Source organism: Pseudomonas sp. GW531-T4, from assembly GCF_017349615.1.
Lineage (GTDB): Bacteria > Pseudomonadota > Gammaproteobacteria > Pseudomonadales > Pseudomonadaceae > Aquipseudomonas > Aquipseudomonas chlororaphis_I.
Window position 1 is genome coordinate 36,012 of sequence record NZ_JACMZT010000028.1, and the last position, 20,392, is coordinate 56,403.

The window sequence follows — 20,392 nt, forward strand, 5'->3', positions numbered from 1 at the left end:
TGAATGGCGGTGGCTTTTTTGTTTGCCCTACAGCTATGAGGCTACAGGCTTATTGACCCGGCCGGGCCTTGAGCTGTTCCGCCGCGGCCTTGGCCAGGTCCGGCGGCAGGAAGTCGCGGTCCGGGTTGTAGTCGGCTTTCAGGTAGCGCGACAGGTCCTGCAGGTCGCCCGGGTTGAGGGTGCCGGCGGCTTGCTTGAGGCGCAGGTTGTCGAGGATGTAGTCGTAGCGGCTGTTGTTGTAGTTGCGCACCGAGGTGTACAGCTGGCGCTGGGCATCGAGCACGTCGACGATATTGCGCGTACCGACCTGATAACCGATTTCCGTGGCTTCCACGGCGCTCTGGTTGGAGATGATCGACTGGCGCCGGGCCTGGACCTGCTCGACATCGGTGTTCACCGCGCGGTGCAGGTTGCGGGTGTTCTCCACCACCTGGCGGCGCAGGGCCTCACGGCGCTGTTCGCTCTGGTTCAGGCGCGAGTAGGACTCGCGGACCTGGGAGCTGGTCAGGCCGCCGCTGTAGATCGGAATGCTCAGTTGCAGGCCGATGCTGCGTTGTTCGACGTCACTGCCGTAACGCTGGCCCAGTGGGGCCGGGTTGCTGAAGCCGAGGGCGTCGTTGTCGCCTTTCTTGTACTGCGCCACCGCGTCGAGGGTCGGGGCGTGGCCGGCCTTGCGCTGCTTGAGGGTTTCCTCGGCGGCGCTGACCGCGTAGTTGCTGGCCAGCAGGTTGAGGTTCTGCTTGGCCGCGGTATCGACCCAGGCCTTGGCGTCATTCGGGGTCGGCGCCAGCACCGGTAGGCTGTGGACGATGCCCTGGATCGAGTTGTACTGACGGTTGGTCAGGGTGATCAGGGCTTCGAACGCGTCATCCACCTGGCGCTGGGCGAGGATCCGGTTGGCCCGCGCGGTGTCGTAGCTGGCCTGGGATTGCAGGACGTCGGTCTTGTCCGACAGGCCGACGTCGAAACGCTCGTTGGACTGGTCCAACTGACGCTTGAAGGCGGCTTCCTCGGCCTTGGTCGAGGCCAGGTTGTCCTGGGCGCGCAGCACCGAGAAATAACTCTCAGCGCTTTGCAGGATCAGGTTCTGTTCGGTGGCCGAGAGCTCCAGCGCGGCTTGCTCGTTGACGTCCTTGGCCGCTTGCAGCTGGAACCAGCGGTCGGCGCGGAAAATCGGCTGGGCCAGGGTCGCCTGGTACACGGTGCCGCTGCGGGTGGCGGTCATCGAGGGTTCGTCGAACTTGGTCCGGGTGTTGTTCAGGTCGGCACCGGCCGAGAGGTTGGGCAGCAAACCGGCGCGAGCCTGTGGCACCACTTCTTTGCGTGCGTCGTAATCGGCGCGGGCGGCGGCGAGGTCGGCGTTGTTGTCCACGGCTTCCTGGTAGACGCTGACCAGGTCGGTTTTAGTGGTCAAGGGCGCTTCTGCTGCCCAGGCCATTCCATTGGACGCACAAGACACGGCGATGGCCAGTGAGAGTTTGCGCAGCATTCGGCGATCCCTAGAGTTGATATTACGAGGATAATTCTGGCGCCAAGGCTAAGTCTCGGCCTGTGCAGCGTCAAGGTTCGACGCAACCCACCGAGTGTAGATGCGCCTGCGCAGGGCAACAATCCTGCATTTACGCCATTCATCACGCTGCTTGCCGTGGTGTTGGCGTTCTGTGCCGGCTTTGTCTAGACTGGCCGGGTTCTTGTCGGGGTGCCTTGCTATGAGGCTGAGATCGGATAATCCGGATCCCGTTGAACCTGATCAGGTTAGCGCCTGCGTAGGGAACAAGATTTCTCGTCACCCGGCGAGTCCTCTTGTGCTTCGTCCGGGATGTTGTTCGACAATCGAACACCCCTCGAGCACCAAGCACTGCACCAGCTGGTTTTCGCCCCTGGCTCCAGCTATGGCTGCGTCCGTTCGTTACAGGTTCGCTCCGACAAAAATCCACTGCCTGGATGCTGTCTGGAGAGCCTGTGATGACGACAAAATTAAAAAACGCTACGCACCTGAGTGAATCGGCCAAGGTCGATGAGCAGTCGGTTCAGCCCTTTACCCGCTCGCAAAAAATCTATGTCCAGGGTTCGCGCCCGGACATCCGCGTGCCGATGCGTGAGATCAGCCTCGACGTGACCCCGACCGACTTCGGCGGTGAGATCAACGCGCCGGTCACCGTCTATGACACCTCCGGCCCGTACACCGACCCCAACGTGGTGATCGACGTGCGCAAAGGCCTGGGCGATGTACGCTCGGCCTGGATCGACGACCGTGGCGACACCGAGCGCCTGTCCGGCCTGAGCTCCAACTTCGGCCAGCAGCGCCTCGCCGACCCCGAGCTGACCAAGCTGCGCTTCGCCCACGTCAACAACCCGCGCCGGGCCAAGGCCGGGGCCAACGTCAGCCAGATGCACTATGCGCGCAAGGGCATCATCACCGCCGAGATGGAATACGTCGCCATCCGCGAAAACATGAAGCTGCAAGAGGCTCGCGCCGCGGGTCTGCTCGATCAGCAGCACGCCGGCCACAGCTTCGGCGCCAGCATCCCGAAAGAAATCACCCCCGAGTTCGTCCGTGAGGAAATCGCCCGCGGTCGCGCGATCATTCCGGCCAACATCAACCACGTCGAACTGGAACCGATGATCATCGGCCGCAACTTCCTGGTGAAGATCAACGGCAACATCGGCAACAGCGCCCTGGGTTCGTCCATCGAAGAAGAAGTGGCGAAGCTGACCTGGGGCATCCGCTGGGGTTCGGACACCGTCATGGACCTGTCCACCGGCAAGCACATCCACGAAACCCGCGAGTGGATCATCCGCAACTCGCCGGTGCCGATCGGTACCGTGCCGATCTACCAGGCGCTGGAGAAGGTCAACGGCGTGGCCGAAGACCTGACCTGGGAGCTGTTCCGCGACACCCTGATCGAGCAGGCGGAGCAGGGCGTCGACTACTTCACCATCCACGCCGGTGTGCTGCTGCGTTATGTGCCGCTGACCGCCAAGCGCGTGACCGGCATCGTCTCCCGCGGCGGTTCGATCATGGCCAAATGGTGCCTGGCGCACCACAAGGAAAACTTCCTCTACACCCACTTCGACGAAATCTGCGAAATCATGAAGGCCTACGACGTCAGCTTCTCGCTGGGCGACGGCCTGCGTCCGGGCTCGATCGCCGACGCCAACGACGAAGCGCAGTTCGGCGAACTGGAGACCCTCGGCGAGCTGACCAAGATCGCCTGGAAGCATGACGTGCAGTGCATGATCGAAGGTCCGGGCCACGTGCCGATGCAACTGATCAAAGAGAACATGGACAAGCAGCTGGAATGCTGCGACGAGGCGCCGTTCTACACCCTCGGCCCGCTGACCACCGACATCGCGCCGGGCTACGACCACATCACCTCCGGTATCGGCGCGGCGATGATCGGCTGGTTCGGCTGCGCCATGCTCTGCTACGTGACGCCGAAGGAGCACCTGGGCCTGCCGAACAAGGATGACGTGAAGACCGGGATCATCACCTACAAGATCGCCGCGCATGCCGCCGACCTTGCCAAGGGTCACCCGGGCGCGCAGATCCGTGACAACGCACTGTCCAAGGCGCGCTTCGAGTTCCGCTGGGAAGACCAGTTCAACCTCGGCCTCGACCCGGACACCGCACGCGCCTACCACGACGAGACCCTGCCCAAGGATTCGGCCAAGGTCGCGCACTTCTGCTCCATGTGCGGGCCGAAGTTCTGCTCGATGAAGATCACCCAGGAGGTCCGCGAGTACGCGGCCAACCAGCGCATCGAGGCGGTGGACGTGGAGGTCGCCAAGGGCCTGGCGGAGCAGGCCGAGCGCTTCAAGCAGGAAGGTAGCCAGTTGTACAAGAAGGTTTAAGCGACAAGTTGCAAGCTTCAAGCTGTAAGTTAAAGGCACAGCGGTCCTGCTTTTTCTTGCAGCTTGAGGCTTGCAGCTAGCGCCCCTTTCCCTCCCCCCGAGATAACCGTCTTGAACACTTATTCACCAGACACTGCGGTCCCCGCCGACAGGCGTGTATTCGGCGCGCGCGATCTGTTTTCCCTGTGGTTTTCCCTCGGCATCGGCCTGATGGTGTTGCAGACCGGCGCGCTGCTCGCGCCTGGCCTGGGCCTGTCCGGTGCCTTGCTGGCGATCTTTCTCGGCACGACGGTCGGCGTCTTGCTGCTCGCGGCGGTCGGGGTGATCGGCAGCGATACCGGCCTGTCGTCCATGGCGGCGCTCAAGCTCAGCCTCGGTACCCGCGGCGCGAGCCTGCCGGCGTTGCTCAACCTGTTGCAACTGGTGGGCTGGTGCTCGTTCGAGATCATCGTCATGCGCGATGCCGCCAGCTTGTTGGGTACTCGTGCGTTCAGCGAAGGCAGCCTGCTGGCCAGCCCTTTGCTCTGGACTCTGTTTTTCGGCGCGCTGGCGACCGTGCTCGCGGTCAGCGGGCCGCTGACTTTCGTGCGCAAGGTCCTGCGCAAATGGGGCATCTGGCTGCTGTTGGCGGCCTGCCTGTGGCTGACCTGGAACCTGTTCGCCAAGGCCGATCTGGCCGCGCTCTGGGCCCAGGCCGGCGACGGCTCCATGCCGCTCGGCGTGGGTTTCGATATCGCGATCGCCATGCCGTTGTCGTGGCTGCCGCTGATCGCCGACTACTCAAGGTTCGGCAAGCGTGCGCGCAATGTGTTTGGCGGTACGGCGCTGGGGTTCTTTATCGGCAACCTGTGGCTGATGAGCCTGGGCGTGGCCTACACCCTGGCCTTTGCGCCGAGCGGCGAAGTCAATGCGCTGCTGCTGGCTTTGGCCGGCGCGGGCCTGGGGATTCCTCTGTTGCTGATCCTGCTGGACGAGTCGGAAAACGCCTTTGCCGATATCCATTCGGCCGCGGTCTCCAGCGGCATTCTGCTGCGCCTGAAAGTCGAGCACCTGGCCCTGGCCATTGGTGTGCTCTGCACCCTGATCGCCTGCCTGGCGCCGTTGGCCCAGTATCAGAACTTCCTGCTGCTGATTGGCTCGGTGTTCGCGCCGCTGTTCGGCGTGGTGCTGGTGGATCACTTCATCCTGCGCAAGCGCAGTGCCCAGGTGTCGTCGGTAGGTTTGCGCTGGCCGGCGTTGCTGGCCTGGCTGGGTGGGGTCAGCACCTACCACCTGCTGGCCAACCTCTATCCGGACGTTGGCGCAACCCTGCCGTCACTGATGCTGGCAGGGCTGCTGCAAGGGCTGCTGGGGCGGGCCTTCAGCTACGGCCAGGAAACAGCTCGGGCTTGAGAATGCCGTTCAGGCGGTTGTAAGGGATCTTCAGTTCGATGTGGCCCAGCGCGTAAGGCGCGATCACCGACACGTTGTACTTGAGGATCACGCCGCCGTAGGTCAGCGCCACGTTCGGGGTTTTCTGGAACGGCCAGCTCTTGATGAACTCTGGCTCCTGATCCAGCTTGGTGCTGATCAGCCAGCTGTTGTGGGCCACCTGGGCGGCCTTCCAGAACGCGGCTTCCTGGCCCGGGCGCAGCATGTCGGACAGGGTCAGTTCCTTGTGCAGCTCGCGCGAGTAGTTGATGAAGCCGCGGCCGGGCGTGCCGTGGGCGCCGCCGGTGTCCAGGTAGCTGGCCAGTTCGATGATCACCAGGCCGTCATGCTGTTCGCGTACCTTGGCTTGCAGGTACATGCTGTTGCGGCTGTCGGCCTCGCGCAGGAACTTCTCCTGATAGGCGCTCAGTGTCGCTGGCACGGCCTGGTCCGCAGTGGTGCGGGTCATCTGCAGCAGGCGCTTTTCAATCAGCGCATCCAGCTGCGGCTCGTCGGCGAAGTGCACGGTGTCGATGTTCACCAGCGGGCAATCCTGATTGCTGCAGCCGGGCTTGATCTGTTCCGACTTGTCGCTGGTGCTTTGCAGGGGCTTTTGATAGCTGGGTTGGAACAGGCTTTGGCAGGCGCCCAGGGTCAGGGCCAGGCAAGCCACGGAGGCGATTTTAAGAAGCGACATGTGCGTCCTTGATAAACCAGAGGTAGGCAAAAGTTACCGGCTTCGACTGCCTGCGGGGCAATCAGTTCGCCACTAAGCTCAATAGAGGCAATTAGATTAGGTTTGCCCCCTTGCCGTCTATCCCGCTGATGGCAAAGGGGCTGCATCATCGGTCACCGGCGCGTTAGGATGGCGCGATGTCGAGGGGGAGCCTCGGATCTGGCCGCAGGAAACGAGGATTGCTATGACGGACTTTGCCAACACCACGCCGACCACTGTCGATATCGTTCGGCGCGAGAAATGCTTCCAGGGTTTTTATCAGCTCGATCGTGTGCACCTGCGCCACGAGCTGTTTGCCGGTGGCATGGGGCGCGAGATCAGTCGTGAAATCTTTGTGCGTCACGATGCTGTCTGCGTCCTGCCGTACGATCCGCAACGCGATGAAGTGGTCTTGGTCGAGCAGTTTCGCGTCGGCGCCATGGGGAAAACCGCGACCCCCTGGTTGATCGAACTGGTCGCCGGTCTGATCGACAAGGACGAGCAGCCGGAAGAAGTTGCTCACCGCGAAGCGCAGGAGGAAGCTGGACTGACATTCTCCGCGCTGTGGCCGATGACCCAGTATTTCCCGTCGCCGGGGGGCAGTACCGAGTTCGTGCATCTGTACCTGGGGCGTTGCGACAGCAGCGGTGCCGGTGGCCTGCACGGGCTGGTGGAAGAGGCGGAGGATATCCGCGTGTCGGTCTGGGCTTTCGAAGACGCACTGCAGGCGGTAAGGGATGGGCGGATTTCCAACGCGGCGAGCATTATTGCCTTGCAATGGCTGGCTTTGAACCGCGTTGAAGTGAGGGGGTTATGGTCGTAAACAAAGTGCGCGATCGCTACCGGGTCGATCTCGTGGGGCTGCAAGCGTCCTGCGAGGCCAACTATGCCCGGCTGATGCGCCTGTTGCCCGACATGCGCAACCAGCCGGTGGCGCGGCGGATCGCGGTGACCCAGGGCGACCAGATGCTCGGCGTGCTGGCGCTGGAGGTGCTGCTGGCCTGTCCTTACACCACCACCTTGCAGGTGCGCCAGGAACACAGCCTGCCCTGGCTGCCGGTGCCGCAGCTGGAAGTGCAGGTCTACCACGACGCGCGCATGGCCGAGGTCATCAGTGCCGAGCACGCCCGGCGCTTTCGTGGCATCTATCCGTATCCGAACGCCTTCATGCACCAGCCGGACGAGAAGGCCCAGCTCAATGTGTTTCTCGGCGAATGGCTGAGCCACTGCCTGGCTTGCGGTCATGAGTTCGAGGCCGTGCGGTAGATGTGAACTGCGTCCGGTTCGCCGGTTTCCTCTTTTGAATTTCCCCCAGCATAATTGCCCCCATTCCTCACTTCCCGTGACACGCCCTGGGAGGCCGCCTTGCCGAGCGTATCCACTCTGACCACCGACGATCCCGTGTTGCTGGTGCAGTTGTCCGACAGCCATCTGTTCGCCGAAGCGGACGGCACGCTGCTGGGCATGAATACCCGCGACAGCCTGCAGCGGGTGATCGAACTGGTGCTGGCGCAGCAACCGCGGATCGACCTGATGCTGGCCACGGGCGACCTGTCCCAGGACGGTACGCTGGAGTCCTATCAGCTGTTTCGTGACATGACCCGGCAGATTCCGGCGCCGGCGCGCTGGATTCCCGGCAACCACGACGAGCCGCAACTCATGGCGCAGGCGGCGACCGAGAGTTCGTTGCTGGCGCCGGTGGTGGACATCGGCAACTGGCGGATCACCCTGCTCGACTCGGCCGTACCGGGTTCGGTACCGGGTTACCTGCAGGACGAACAGTTGCAGTTGCTCGCCAGCGCCCTGAGCGAAGCCCCCGAGCGTCATCACCTGGTGTGCCTGCACCATCACCCGGTCTCCATCGGTTGTGCCTGGATGGAGCCCATCGGGCTGCGCAATCCGCACGCGCTGTTCGCCGTGCTGGAGCGTTTTCCGCAGGCGCGCGCGGTGCTCTGGGGCCATGTGCATCAGGAAATCGACCGTCAGCAGGGATCGCTACGCCTGCTGGCATCGCCCTCGACCTGCATTCAGTTCGAGCCGGGCAGCGAGGATTTCAAGGTCGGCGAAACCGCGCCGGGCTATCGCTGGCTGCGCCTGCTGCCCGATGGGCGCCTGGAAACCGGTGTCGAGCGGGTCACCGGCTTCGATTTCCAGGTCGATTACGGTAGCGACGGCTACTGATTCCGCCCCGGAGCCGCCGTCCGAGGCGGCAGGACAAAGGGATACACCTGAACACAAGTCAAGCGGCGATACACCCTGTAAACTGCGCCTTTTTGCACGATGCAAAGGGAGTGCGCATGTCCGGTTCGATCCTGTATATCCACGGCTTCAACAGCGCGCCGGCGTCGAAGAAAGCCAGCCAGCTGACCGCTGTCATGGAGGCGATCGGCCGCGGCGAACAGCTGCGCGTGCCAGCCTTGCATCATCATCCGCGCGAGGCCATTGGCCAGTTGGAGCAGGCGATTGCCGAACTCGGACGGCCGCTGCTGGTCGGCAGCTCTCTCGGCGGCTACTATGCGACTCACCTTGCCGAGCGCCACGGCCTGAAAGCCCTGCTGATCAACCCCGCGGTCAGTCCGCACCGGATGTTCGACGGCTTTCTGGGCACGCAGACCAACCTCTATACCGGGGAAACCTGGGAACTGACCCACGACCACGTGACGGCCCTGGCCGAGCTGGAAGTGCCGGCGCCCCAGGACCCGCAGCGGTTCCAGGTCTGGCTGCAGACAGGTGACGAGACGCTGGACTATCGCAGCGCCCAGCTGTATTACCGAGCCTGTGCCTTGCGCATCCAGGCCGGCGGCGACCATAGTTTCCAGGGTTTTGCCGGACAATTGCCGGCGTTGTTGAATTTTGCCGGCATCGGCCCGGATCAGTACCAGGCGATCGATTTCACCTCGCTGTGAAACCTCGCTTCTATTTCATTGAACGACTAACGACGAGACCCCATGGCCACTCCCAGCGCTAGCTCTTATAACGCAGACGCCATCGAAGTCCTCTCGGGCCTCGACCCGGTGCGCAAACGCCCGGGCATGTACACCGATACCACCCGGCCGAACCACCTCGCCCAGGAAGTCATCGACAACAGCGTCGACGAAGCCCTGGCGGGGCACGCGAAGTCGATCCAGGTCATCCTGCATGCCGACCACTCCCTGGAAGTGTCCGATGACGGACGCGGCATGCCGGTGGACATCCACCCGGAAGAGGGTGTGTCTGGCGTCGAGCTGATCCTCACCAAGCTCCATGCGGGCGGCAAGTTTTCCAACAAGAACTACCAGTTCTCCGGCGGTCTGCACGGGGTGGGTATTTCCGTGGTCAACGCCCTGTCGACCCAGGTGCGGGTGCGGGTCAAGCGTGACGGTAACGAATACCAGATGACCTTCGCCGACGGCTTCAAGGCCACCGAGCTGGAAGTGGTCGGCAGCGTCGGCAAGCGCAATACCGGGACCAGCGTGTACTTCGCTCCGGATCCGAAATACTTCGATTCGCCGAAGTTCTCCGTCAGCCGCCTCAAGCATGTGCTCAAGGCTAAGGCCGTGTTGTGCCCGGGGCTGCTGGTCAGCTTCGAAGACAAAGGCACCGGCGAGAAGGTCGAGTGGCATTACGAAGACGGCCTGCGCTCCTACCTCGTGGATGCAGTCAGCGAATTCGAGCGCCTGCCGACCGAGCCCTTCTGCGGCAGCCTGGCGGGTAACAAGGAAGCGGTGGACTGGGCCCTGCTGTGGTTGCCGGAAGGCGGCGACAGTGTGCAGGAAAGCTATGTCAACCTGATCCCGACCGCCCAGGGCGGTACCCACGTCAACGGTTTGCGCCAGGGCCTGCTGGACGCCATGCGCGAGTTCTGCGAATTCCGCAACCTGCTGCCGCGCGGCCTGAAGCTGGCGCCGGAAGATGTCTGGGAACGCATCGCCTTCGTGCTGTCGATGAAGATGCAGGACGCGCAGTTCTCCGGCCAGACCAAGGAGCGCCTGTCATCCCGCGAGGCGGCCGCCTTCGTTTCGGGTGTGGTCAAGGACGCATTCAGCCTGTGGCTCAATGCCAACCCTGAGCTGGGCATGCAACTGGCGGAGCTGGCCATCAGCAACGCCGGCCGTCGCCTCAAGGCCAGCAAGAAGGTCGAGCGCAAGCGCATCACCCAGGGCCCGGCGCTGCCTGGCAAGCTGGCGGACTGCGCCGGCCAGGACCCGATGCGTTCCGAGCTGTTCCTGGTGGAAGGTGATTCCGCCGGTGGTTCGGCCAAGCAGGCGCGGGACAAGGAGTTCCAGGCGATCCTGCCGCTGCGCGGCAAGATTCTCAACACCTGGGAAGTCGATGGCAGCGAAGTCCTGGCCAGCCAGGAAGTGCACAACATCGCCGTGGCCATCGGGGTCGACCCGGGCGCCGAGGACATGAGCCAGCTGCGCTACGGCAAGATCTGCATCCTCGCCGACGCCGACTCCGACGGCTTGCACATCGCGACACTGCTCTGCGCGCTGTTCGTCCAGCATTTCCGTCCGCTGGTGGATGCCGGCCACGTCTACGTGGCGATGCCGCCGCTGTACCGCATCGACCTGGGCAAGGAAATCTACTACGCCCTCGACGAAGCCGAGCGCGATGGCATCCTCGATCGCCTGGTGGCCGAGAAGAAGCGTGGCAAGCCGCAAGTCACCCGATTCAAGGGCCTGGGTGAAATGAACCCACCGCAACTGCGCGAAACCACCATGGACCCGAACACCCGGCGCCTGGTGCAATTGACCCTCGGTGATGACTTCGCCGCGACTTCGGAAATGATGGACATGCTGCTGGCGAAGAAACGCGCCGGCGATCGCAAGAGCTGGCTGGAGTCCAAGGGCAACCTGGCCGAGGTTCTGGCCTGATGCGCAGAGGCTTTGCCCTGGCGTTACTGCTATTGGCAACCTCGGCGATGGCCGACCCCTTGCCCGAGTTGAGGCTGCTGGCCGAGCATCCGGTGGACGGTATGCGTGGCGGCAACCTGTCGGGGCTGGCGTTGTGCGGCAAGGAGCTGTGGACGGTCTCCGACCGCGACGATGACCAGATCTATCGGCTCGATACCAGCGATCGAGTCTGGCAGGCCGAGACCGTGCGCATCGACGTACCGCCGGTGCCGGACAGCGGTTTGCCCTGGGGCTTGAGTTCGCGCACCTGGGTCGCTTCGTTCGTGCGCGGCGGCGACCTGGATTTCGAGGGCATCACCTGCGACAGCGCCGGCAACAAGTATGTGGTCAGCGAATCCCACGCGGCGGTATTGCAGCTGGCGCCGACGGGGTCGGCCGCCTGGCTGAAGATTTCACCGATCATGGTGCGCGAGGCGCGGGCCAGCGGTATGTTGCTGCACTTCAATGCCCTGTTCGAGGGCCTGGCGGTCAACCCGGCCGGCGACAAGATCTGGCTGGCTGCCGAGCGCGAGCGCCGCGGGCTGCTGTTGATCAAGCGCCAGCAGAGTGTCTGGGACTGCGATGGCGGCTGTGTGCTGCTCAGCGAGGCCGGGCTGGAAATGCAGCCGCCGCAGATGCCCAAGGCCAAGGCGGTGTCCCGGGATTTCGCCGACCTGTCGCTGTTCGAGGGCAAGTTGTTCACCCTCGAGCGCAATGCGTTTCAGGTCTGTCGTCGTGATGCGTCGACGGCCAAGGTCGAGCGTTGTTGGTCGTTTGCCGCCGAGGCGTTGCAGGAAAACCGGCGTTATCCACAGGACTATGGCCTGACCGAGGCGCTGGTGGTGGATGCCGATGGCGCCTGGATCGGTGTGGATAACAACACCGGTGCCCGTGCCGACGGTGAAAAACGCCCGATCATCTGGCGCTTCGCCGCGCCCGAGGGCGGTTGGAGTGCCAAGCCGTGAGCCAGCGGCCACCGGGTAAACGTGCCGGGCGCCTGCTGCTGGTGCTGGCCTGGGGCGCCGGGCTGTTCCTGGCGACACGGTTTTTCGGCGAGTGGGAACAGCGTCAGGAGAACCCCAATGCTGTCGTCACTTCGCAACAACATGAGGGTTACATCGAAGTGAAACTGGTCGGCAACGGCCAGGGGCATTTCGTCGCCAGCGGCCAGATCAACGGCCAGCCGGTGAATTTCATGCTCGATACCGGAGCGACCGATGTGTCGATCCCGTCCGGGCTGGCCGAGCGTCTTGGCCTGGAGAAGGGCGCACCGGTGACCCTGAGTACCGCCAACGGTCGTAGCGAGGGTTATCGAACCCGCCTCGACCGCCTGCAACTGGGCGATATCGTCCTGCGGGATGTCCGTGCGCTGGTCGCGCCGGGCCTGGGCGGCGATCAGGTGTTGCTGGGCATGAGCGCTTTGAAAAAACTTGAATTTACCCAGCGCGGCGGCACCTTGCTGCTGCGCCAGACAACGAACTGATGAGGCCCGCATGAGCGACTCCCTGGATCTCAGCCTGGATGGCGTAGAACGCCGATCGCTGGCTGACTTCACCGAAAATGCCTACCTCAACTACTCCATGTACGTGATCATGGACCGTGCTTTGCCGCATATCGGCGACGGCCTGAAACCGGTACAGCGGCGTATTGTCTACGCCATGAGTGAGCTGGGGCTGGATGCCGATTCCAAGCACAAGAAGTCCGCCCGTACGGTCGGTGACGTGCTGGGTAAGTTCCACCCCCACGGCGACTCGGCCTGCTACGAAGCCATGGTGCTGATGGCGCAGCCTTTCAGCTACCGCTACACGCTGGTGGACGGCCAGGGTAACTGGGGTGCGCCGGACGATCCCAAGTCCTTCGCCGCCATGCGTTACACCGAAGCGCGTCTGTCGCGTTACTCCGAAGTCCTGCTCAGCGAGCTGGGCCAGGGCACCGCGGACTGGGGGCCGAACTTCGACGGCACCCTGCAGGAACCCCTGGTATTGCCGGCACGTTTGCCGAATATCCTGCTCAATGGCACCACTGGCATCGCCGTGGGCATGGCCACTGACGTGCCGCCGCACAACTTGCGCGAAGTCGCCACGGCCTGCGTGCGCCTGCTGGACGAGCCCAAGGCCACGGTCGAACAGCTCTGCGAGCATATTCAGGGCCCGGACTACCCGACCGAAGCGGAAATCATCACGCCACGCGCGGACCTGCTGAAAATCTACGAAACCGGTCGCGGTTCGGTGCGCATGCGTGCCGTCTATCGCATCGAGGATGGCGACATCATCGTCACCGCGCTGCCGCACCAGGTGTCCGGCGCCAAGGTGCTGGAACAGATCGCCGCGCAGATGCAGGCCAAGAAGCTGCCGATGGTCGCCGACCTGCGTGACGAGTCGGACCATGAGCACCCGTGCCGGATCGTGATCATTCCGCGCTCCAACCGGGTCGATCCCGACGAACTGATGCAACACCTGTTTGCGACCACCGAGCTGGAATCCAGCTACCGGGTCAACGTCAACATCATCGGCCTGGACGGCAAGCCGCAGCTGAAGAACCTGCGCGCCCTGCTGGTGGAATGGCTGGAGTTCCGCGTACTGACGGTGCGCCGCCGCCTGCAGTTCCGCCTGGACAAGGTCGAGCGCCGCCTGCACCTGTTGGACGGCTTGCTGATCGCCTACCTCAACCTGGATGAAGTGATCCACATCATTCGTACCGAGGATCAGCCGCGGGCCAAGCTGATCGAGCGTTTCGCCCTGAGCGAAGTGCAGGCTGACTACATCCTCGATACCCGCCTGCGTCAGTTGGCGCGGCTGGAAGAGATGAAGTTGCGCGCCGAGCAGGACGAACTGCTCAAGGAGCAGGCCAAGCTGCAAGCCCTGCTCAACAGCGAAGCCAAGCTGAAGAAGCTGGTGCGCACCGAATTGCTGCAGGACGCTGAAACCTACGGCGACGATCGTCGTTCGCCGATCGTTGAGCGTGCCGAGGCCAAGGCCTTGTCGGAAAACGAGCTGATGCCGACCGAGCCGGTCACCATCGTTCTGTCGGAAAAAGGTTGGGTACGTTGCGCCAAAGGGCATGATATCGACGCCACGGGCCTGTCCTACAAGGCCGGTGACGGCTTCAAGACCTCGGCCATCGGGCGCTCCAACCAGTTTGCGGTGTTTATCGACTCCACCGGGCGCAGTTATTCGGTGGCGGCACATACGCTGCCATCGGCCCGTGGCCAGGGTGAGCCGCTGACCGGACGCCTGACGCCGCCGCCTGGTGCCAGTTTCGAATGCGTGCTGCTGCCGGACGACGAGGCGCTGTACGTGATCGCATCCGACGCGGGTTACGGCTTCGTGGTCAAGGGCGAGGATCTGCAAGCCAAGAACAAGGCCGGCAAGGCGCTGTTGAGCCTGCCGAACAACGCCAAGGTGCTGTTGCCTCGGCCGGTGAGCGATCGTGAACAGAACTGGCTGGCTTCGGTGACCACCGAAGGGCGTTTGCTGGTGTTCAAGATCAGCGACTTGCCGCAGCTGGGCAAAGGCAAGGGCAACAAGATCATCGGGATTCCGGGTGAGCGGGTGGCCAGCCGCGAGGAGTACGTGACCGATATCGCGGTGCTGCCGGAAGGCGCGACACTGGTGCTGCAGGCCGGAAAACGTACCCTGTCGCTCAAGGCCGATGACCTTGAGCACTACAAGGGCGAACGCGGTCGCCGGGGTAACAAGCTGCCACGAGGCTTCCAGCGAGTGGATGCGTTGTTGGTAGAAACTCTCAATTGATGCGGCTTAGAGCGTCCGATCTGCGATTTAACCGGTAGAACGGCGCTACAACACTGGAGTCATGGCGCATATTCACGGATGATATGCGCTTTCAAGCGCCGGCGTGGCTGAGCGTTATTCAGGGTTATTTTGAGTATTTACACTGTGGCTAGCCTTGTGGCCGCCACCTGGATGGGATGATGACTGCTCTGCGCCTTCCTCTTGTTTTCTTGCTCGCTGGCGTTCTTGGCCTGGCGGGTTGCAGCGTACACCAGCCGGTGTCGCTGTATCAGCTGGACAGCGGAAGTCCGGCTCAGCCGGCACAAAGTGCTGGCATGGCTGTATTGCTGGGGCCGGTACTGGTTGCCGACTACCTGCAACGTGAAACCTTGCTGCAACGCCAGAACGACGGCAGCCTGCAGGCTTCGACCGACGGTCGCTGGGCGGGCAGCCTGTCTTCCGATATCGATCAGTTGCTGTTGCGTCAGGTCGCCGGCCAGCTGGACAGCCAGCGCGTCGTACTGGCGCCGGCGAGTACCGGTTTCACTCCGGATGTGCAGGTATTGTTGTCGATCACTCGCCTGGATTCGGGCGCGTCGCAACCGGCGGTTCTCGATGCGCAATGGCGCCTGATCGATCGTCGTGGGCAGGTGCGCGACAACCGTATCGTTCATCTGCAGGAACAGCATGCCGGTACCACCGCGTCCCAGGTCCAGGCCCAGGGTGTACTGCTGCAACGCTTGGCCGAGCAACTGTCGGGTGCCCTCAAGCCGCTGGCCAACCAGCCGACGGTAGCCGAGGTGCCACGCAAGGCGGCGCCTGCGCCGGCGGCAAAACCGGCCGAGCAGGAGAAGCAGCCGAAGATTCCGATGGCCACACCAATCCGTACGGATATGGAAGTGTTCCGCTTCTGAGTGTTGCGGTTACAGGACAAAGCCCGCTGATCAGCGGGCTTTGTCGTTTCTGGAGAGTTGTCCGGTGGCTCGGGCGCTCTGCGGTGTTCTGCAGATTGCTATCGCGGCCAAGCCTCGCTCCTACCGAAGCAGATAGGTGCGAGGCTTGCCCGCGATGGCGTCAGCCCGATCAACACCCAACAAAAAGCCCGCATCGCTGCGGGCTTTTTTGTTGAGCGGCTGGCTTACAGCTTGGCCCGGCTCTCGTGCATCCGCGCCAGTTGCCGCTCCAGCATCGATGGGTAGGGCTCCATCAGGCGCTCGACGCAGCAGGCGCCTTCCGGGCTGGCGATCGGACGAATGCGTGCACGCTGACGAATCAGGGCGTCATCGTTGATCTTGCGCTCGACCAGCAGCAGGTTGCGGCTGTGCTGGGACAGCGCCAGGGCATCCTGGGCGGTCTCGGTCAGCAGCAGGTCGATCTGGCTCAGGCCGAACAGCTCGTCGCCCAGGGTCAGGCCCAGTTGCAGTTGCAGGGTGATACCGCTGTCGGCCACTTCGATTTGCAGGGCGTGGCCCAGGGCGCGCAGCAGTTCGCCGCAGCAGATGGCGTTGGTCAGGTAGTCGTCGCCGCTGTCTTCGCTGTGGAACAGCATCAGCGTGCTGCCGTCGTTCAGGGTGTGCAGTTCGCTCTGGTACAGCGAGGCAGCCTGGTCGAGGCAGTCGCGATAACGTTCCAGCAATTCCGTCAGGCGGGCGCGGGGCAGGCGGCGCAGTTGCTCCTGGGCGCCCAGTTGCACGGCCAGTACCGCGCTGTGCTGCGGTTGTGCCGGTACCGCGGGTTTTACGATCGGCTTGGCAGCGGTCGCGGTGGACGAGCTATCGCGAAGATCGGCGAACGGGTCTTCATCGTCGGCCAGATCCTCTTCGGCATTGACCACGTGCCGCGGTGCGGGCTTGAGGCCGGCCACCGGAGCGCTTTTGTCGAAGCTCGGGTCACGCAGGTTGCGCACCTCGAAGGTCGGTTCCGCGTCTTCGCTGTCGTCGTAGTCGGTATCGTCGATCTCGGCTTCCGGTTCGGGCTCCGGCTCGACCTTCTCCGGCGCGAAGCTGGCATGCAGCTGGCGCGCCAGGTCGCCGATCTCGTCCTGGCGCTGGGTGGCCGGGGTATGCGCGTCGATATCCCGCAGCCAGACCCGCAGTTGCATCAGCGGCGTGGAGATGTGCCGCCCCAGGCGCAAGCTCAAGGCCAGGGCCAAAGCCAGCAGGATGGCGCTGAGAATGCCCATGCTCTGCAGGCTGATGGTCATCGGCTGCTGGAATTGTTCCATGTCCAGGCTGATGCGCAGGTTGCCCGCGGTCACGTCCTGGAAGGTGATCTTGGTCTGGTAGACGCCTTCGGTTTCACCCAGCAGGCTGCTTTTCGGGCGCTGACCGGCTTCGGCGAGGATGCGGTTGTCCACGCTGTAGATCGCCGCGTGGGCCACGAGCGGGTTCTTGGTCAGGTTGTTCAGCAGCACGTTGAGGCTGAGGATGTCGTTGGACACCAACAGTTCGGTGGCCGAGGTCGCGGTCTGGGTGGTCAGGCTCTGACCCAGGGCGTCGGCTTGTTCGTGCATGGCCTGCTTGAATTGCAGCCCCATCACGCAGGCATAGATCACCAGGGCCAGGGCGACCAGGATCACGTTATGGCTGGCAATGCGCAATGCAATCGGTACACGGCGATGACGCAGTGCACGGAAGATCAGCAGGAAGAAGTTATCGGTTTTAACTGGCGTGGGCCGGTTCACTGAGCTCGGCTCTTTTGTCCGTGAAGTTGAGGCGCAGTATAGCGACAGGCCCTAGACCGGCAAAGCGCTGGCTGTGCCCGATGGTCACTGAAAGTGGGTAGAATGCGGTTTTTTTCCACCTGCGGGGGTGCGCCTTGCGCGAAATCGTCCTGATAAACATCACCGGTGAAGACCGTCCGGGTCTCACTGCAGCCATTACCGGCGTTCTGGCCCAGGGTGGTGTGAACATTCTCGACATCGGTCAGGCGGTGATTCACGACACTCTGTCGTTCGGCATCCTGGTTGAAATTCCGGACAACGAGCAGAGCTCGTCGGTGCTCAAGGACATTCTGTTCACCGCCTATGAGCTGGACCAGCAGGTCCGTTTCACGCCGGTTTCCGAAGAGGATTACCAGCAGTGGGTCGGCGGCCAGGGCAAGAAGCGCCATATCGTTACCTTGCTGACCCGCAAGGTCACCGCCGAGCAGTTGCAGCGCGTCAGTTCGATCACCGCCAAGTACGGCTTGAATATCGACCATATCGATCGCCTCTCCGGGCGCATGCCGCTGGACACCCCGGCCGACAAGGGCAAGGGTTGCATCGAGTTCTCCGTGCGTGGCGAAGCAGCCGATCCGCAAGCGTTGCGTGCCGAGTTCCTGAGCGTCGCACAGGAACTGAACGTCGATATCGCCTTCCAGGAAGACTCGCTGTTCCGTCGTAACCGCCGCCTGGCGGTGTTCGACATGGACTCGACGCTGATCGAGGCGGAAGTCATCGACGAGCTGGCCAAGGCGGCCGGCGTGGGTGACCGGGTGGCGGAAATCACTGAGCGGGCCATGGCCGGCGAGCTGGATTTCCGGGCCAGCTTCAAGGAACGCCTGGCCTTGCTCCAGGGCCTGGACATCAAGGTGCTGGACTCCATCGGCGCGTCGCTGCGCCTGACCGAAGGCGCCGAGACCCTGTTCGCCGAACTCAAGCGCCTGGGCTACAAGACCGCGATTCTCTCGGGTGGCTTCACTTACTTCGCCAAGCAATTGCAGGCCAAGCTGGGGATCGACTACGTATTCGCCAACGAACTGGAAGTGATCGACGGCAAGGTGACCGGCGTCGCGGTCGAGCCGATTGTCGATGCCCAGCGCAAAGCCGATCTGCTGCGCGAACTGGCTGCCAAGGAAGGGTTGCGCCTGGAGCAGACCATTGCGGTCGGCGACGGCGCCAACGACCTGCCGATGCTGGCGATTGCCGGCCTGGGCGTGGCTTTTCGCGCCAAGCCGCTGGTCAAGCAGTCGGCCAAGCAGGCGATTTCTACCCTGGGCCTGGATGGCGTGCTTTATCTGCTGGGTTTCCGCGATCGCGACGGCCAGCTCTGAGCCGAATCCAGAGCAAAAAAAACGCCGCGATCTGCGGCGTTTTTTATGTCCGGCTTTTTATGCCCAAAGCTCAGGCCTTGGGTAAACCCATGCCCTGGCCCATCTGCACCGGCGAGCCAGCCGCCAGTTCTTCGGCCCACTGCACTTGCTCCGGCCCGAACAGCACGATCGCGGTGGAGCCCAGCTTGAAGCGGCCCAATTCGGCGCCTTTTTCCAGGTGGATCGGTGCGCGGGCGGCTTCGTCGTAGCGCACGGTCTTCAGTTCGCGCTTCGGCGGAGTCACCAGGCCGGCCCAGACGGTTTCGATCGAGGCCACGATCATCGCGCCCACCAATACCACGGCCATCGGGCCGCGCTCGGTATCGAAAACGCACACCACGCGCTCGTTGCGGGCGAACAGCTCTGGCACGTTTTCCGCGGTGGTCTGGTTGACCGAGAAGATCCGCCCTGGCACGTAGACCATTTCCCGCAGGGTGCCGGCCAGCGGCATGTGCACGCGATGGTAGTCCTTCGGCGACAGGTAGATGGTGGCGAAGTCGCCGCCCATGAACGGAGCCGCCAGGGCCGAATCGCCACCCAGCAGTTCCAGCACGCTGAAGCTGTGGCCCTTGGCCTGGAATACCCGGCCGTGTTCGATCGGGCCGAGCTGGCTGACCGCGCCGTCAGCCGGGCTGAGGATCGCGCCCGGCGTCTGGTCCAGCGGGCGGGCGCCGTCTTTCAGGGCGCGGGTGAAGAAGGCGTTGAAGTGCTCGTAGGCGGTCAGGTCTTCCACCAGTGCTTGCGACATGTCCACCTGATAACGCTTGGCGAACCAGGCGGTGAAGGCATTCTTGAACCAGCGCACGCGGCACTCGGCGATGCAGCCGGCCAGGCGCGACAGCAGGTGGTGAGGCAGCAGGTACTGGCTGAGGATAAACAAACGCTTTTTCATTAACTGTCCTTAAACCTTAAATCTCTACGGGCGTGTCAGGGTGGTTGCCCCATTCGCCCCAGGAACCGGCATAGCCTTTGACCCGCGGATAACCGAGCGCCTTGGCCACCAGGTAGGTGAAGCCAGAGCGGTGGTGAGTCTGGCAGTGGGTAATCACTTCTTTGTCTTTGCTGATGCCGAGCTGTTCGAGGATCTGCGGCATGTCGCTGCGGATCCGCAGGTTGCGCGCCTGGTCCATGCCCGCCGTCCACTCGAAGTTGATCGCGCCGGGAATGTGCCCACCCTTGGCGGCGAGAACTTTCTCCCCCGAGTACTCCAGCGGGCCGCGAGCATCCCAGATCGCCAGGTCGGCCGCGCCAAGCCGGCTTTGCAGGTATTCACGGGTGGCGGTCGGCTCGTCGTGCAGGGTCAGGGCGACAGGGCCGCCAACGGCTGCCGGGACTTCGTTCGAGACCGGCAGGCCGTCCGCCAGCCAGGCCAATAGCCCGCCGTCCAGGTAGTGGTAACGGGAGTGGCCGATGACATCCAGCAACCAGATGAAGCGCCCGGCCCAGCCGCCGCCTTCGTCGTCGTAGACCACGTAGACAGCATCCGGGTTATGCCCCAGTTCGCCGAACAGGGCTTCCAGGGCCGCCTGTGGTGGCATCAGCCCGGGCGCCGGTGCCTGACCGAGCTGGGTACGTTTAGGGTCGACGAAGCGCGCGCCGGGGATGTGGCCCGCGGCATAGCGGGCGGCGCTGGTCAGGTCCACCAGGATCAGTTCGCGGGCGTCCAGGCGAGGGAGCAGGTCGCTCGGCTCGATCACCAGCGGCAAGCCAGAGAAGTCAGGCATGTGAGGTCTCCA

Annotated in this window: 17 protein-coding genes and 1 riboswitch; of the genes, 12 read left to right on the forward strand and 5 right to left on the reverse strand. The window is 63.3% G+C overall.

Annotated features, from left to right (window positions below; all coding sequences use genetic code 11):
• Positions 1-49 precede the first annotated feature (49 nt).
• Entirely contained in the window at positions 50-1,489 is a 1,440-nt protein-coding gene (locus J4D28_RS20905) for a TolC family outer membrane protein (protein ID WP_028683744.1), read from the reverse strand.
• Positions 1,490-1,685: 196 nt separating this feature from the next.
• Positions 1,686-1,790, forward strand: a riboswitch (TPP riboswitch).
• A 175-nt stretch (positions 1,791-1,965) separates the two neighbouring features.
• On the opposite strand from J4D28_RS20905, the gene thiC reads away from it, so the two are divergent.
• Together thiC and cytX are read left to right on the forward strand one after the other, a co-directional pair.
• Positions 1,966-3,855, forward strand: coding sequence for a phosphomethylpyrimidine synthase ThiC (gene thiC, locus J4D28_RS20910; protein ID WP_009046670.1), 1,890 nt, complete (start codon positions 1,966-1,968; stop codon positions 3,853-3,855).
• Positions 3,856-3,957: 102 nt separating this feature from the next.
• Positions 3,958-5,247 (forward strand): putative hydroxymethylpyrimidine transporter CytX, encoded by a 1,290-nt coding sequence (gene cytX, locus J4D28_RS20915; protein ID WP_103330913.1) that lies wholly within the window; start codon positions 3,958-3,960, stop codon positions 5,245-5,247.
• Here cytX and J4D28_RS20920 read toward each other — a convergent pair.
• The gene (locus tag J4D28_RS20920) at positions 5,216-5,962 is read right to left on the reverse strand and encodes an RsiV family protein (RefSeq protein WP_038630450.1); all 747 of its coding nucleotides are present in this window, start codon (positions 5,960-5,962) and stop codon (positions 5,216-5,218) included. The two genes, cytX and J4D28_RS20920, sit on opposite strands and share 32 nt — an antisense overlap.
• 223 nt (positions 5,963-6,185) lie before the next feature.
• Here J4D28_RS20920 and J4D28_RS20925 point away from each other — a divergent pair, with 223 nt between their 5' ends.
• The 9 genes from J4D28_RS20925 (at position 6,186) to J4D28_RS20965 (ending at position 15,499) form a co-directional block, all read left to right on the forward strand.
• Positions 6,186-6,803 (forward strand): NUDIX domain-containing protein, encoded by a 618-nt coding sequence (locus J4D28_RS20925; RefSeq protein WP_009046673.1) that lies wholly within the window; start codon positions 6,186-6,188, stop codon positions 6,801-6,803.
• The gene (locus J4D28_RS20930; RefSeq protein ID WP_007921426.1) at positions 6,794-7,246 is read left to right on the forward strand and encodes a DUF1249 domain-containing protein; all 453 of its coding nucleotides are present in this window, start codon (positions 6,794-6,796) and stop codon (positions 7,244-7,246) included. The genes J4D28_RS20925 and J4D28_RS20930 overlap by 10 nt, the downstream gene beginning before the upstream one ends.
• 99 nt (positions 7,247-7,345) lie before the next feature.
• Positions 7,346-8,161: a 3',5'-cyclic-AMP phosphodiesterase gene (cpdA, locus tag J4D28_RS20935; RefSeq protein ID WP_103330889.1), complete on the forward strand. Its 816-nt coding sequence runs from the start codon at positions 7,346-7,348 to the stop codon at positions 8,159-8,161.
• Between the two features lie 116 nt (positions 8,162-8,277).
• Entirely contained in the window at positions 8,278-8,886 is a 609-nt protein-coding gene (locus J4D28_RS20940; protein WP_038630452.1) for a YqiA/YcfP family alpha/beta fold hydrolase, read from the forward strand.
• Between the two features lie 42 nt (positions 8,887-8,928).
• The gene (parE, locus tag J4D28_RS20945; RefSeq protein WP_009046676.1) at positions 8,929-10,836 is read left to right on the forward strand and encodes a DNA topoisomerase IV subunit B; all 1,908 of its coding nucleotides are present in this window, start codon (positions 8,929-8,931) and stop codon (positions 10,834-10,836) included.
• Positions 10,836-11,819, forward strand: a complete 984-nt coding sequence (locus tag J4D28_RS20950; protein WP_009046677.1) for an esterase-like activity of phytase family protein — start codon at positions 10,836-10,838, stop codon at positions 11,817-11,819. The genes parE and J4D28_RS20950 overlap by 1 nt, the downstream gene beginning before the upstream one ends.
• Positions 11,816-12,337: a TIGR02281 family clan AA aspartic protease gene (locus J4D28_RS20955; RefSeq protein WP_103330888.1), complete on the forward strand. Its 522-nt coding sequence runs from the start codon at positions 11,816-11,818 to the stop codon at positions 12,335-12,337. Before J4D28_RS20950 ends, J4D28_RS20955 begins: the two co-directional genes overlap by 4 nt.
• Before the next feature lie 10 nt (positions 12,338-12,347).
• Positions 12,348-14,606: a DNA topoisomerase IV subunit A gene (parC, locus tag J4D28_RS20960; RefSeq protein WP_009041892.1), complete on the forward strand. Its 2,259-nt coding sequence runs from the start codon at positions 12,348-12,350 to the stop codon at positions 14,604-14,606.
• Positions 14,607-14,785: 179 nt separating this feature from the next.
• A complete protein-coding gene (locus J4D28_RS20965) occupies positions 14,786-15,499 on the forward strand; it encodes a membrane integrity-associated transporter subunit PqiC (RefSeq protein WP_007921414.1) in 714 nt (237 codons plus the stop codon).
• A gap of 224 nt (positions 15,500-15,723) precedes the next feature.
• Here the strand turns inward: J4D28_RS20965 and J4D28_RS20970 are convergent, their stop codons facing one another.
• Positions 15,724-17,268, reverse strand: a complete 1,545-nt coding sequence (locus J4D28_RS20970) for an AhpA/YtjB family protein (RefSeq protein ID WP_041985578.1) — start codon at positions 17,266-17,268, stop codon at positions 15,724-15,726.
• 134 nt (positions 17,269-17,402) lie between these two features.
• On the opposite strand from J4D28_RS20970, the gene serB reads away from it, so the two are divergent.
• Complete coding sequence (gene serB, locus J4D28_RS20975; RefSeq protein WP_009046680.1) at positions 17,403-18,617, forward strand: phosphoserine phosphatase SerB; 1,215 nt, start codon at positions 17,403-17,405, stop codon at positions 18,615-18,617.
• A 70-nt stretch (positions 18,618-18,687) separates the two neighbouring features.
• On the opposite strand, the gene asd is transcribed toward serB, so the two are convergent.
• Positions 18,688-19,548: an archaetidylserine decarboxylase gene (gene asd, locus J4D28_RS20980; RefSeq protein WP_023970206.1), complete on the reverse strand. Its 861-nt coding sequence runs from the start codon at positions 19,546-19,548 to the stop codon at positions 18,688-18,690.
• A gap of 16 nt (positions 19,549-19,564) precedes the next feature.
• On the reverse strand, positions 19,565-20,380 hold the full coding sequence (gene rhdA / locus J4D28_RS20985) for a thiosulfate sulfurtransferase (protein ID WP_103330886.1): 816 nt from the start codon (positions 20,378-20,380) through the stop codon (positions 19,565-19,567).
• Positions 20,381-20,392: the final 12 nt, after the last annotated feature.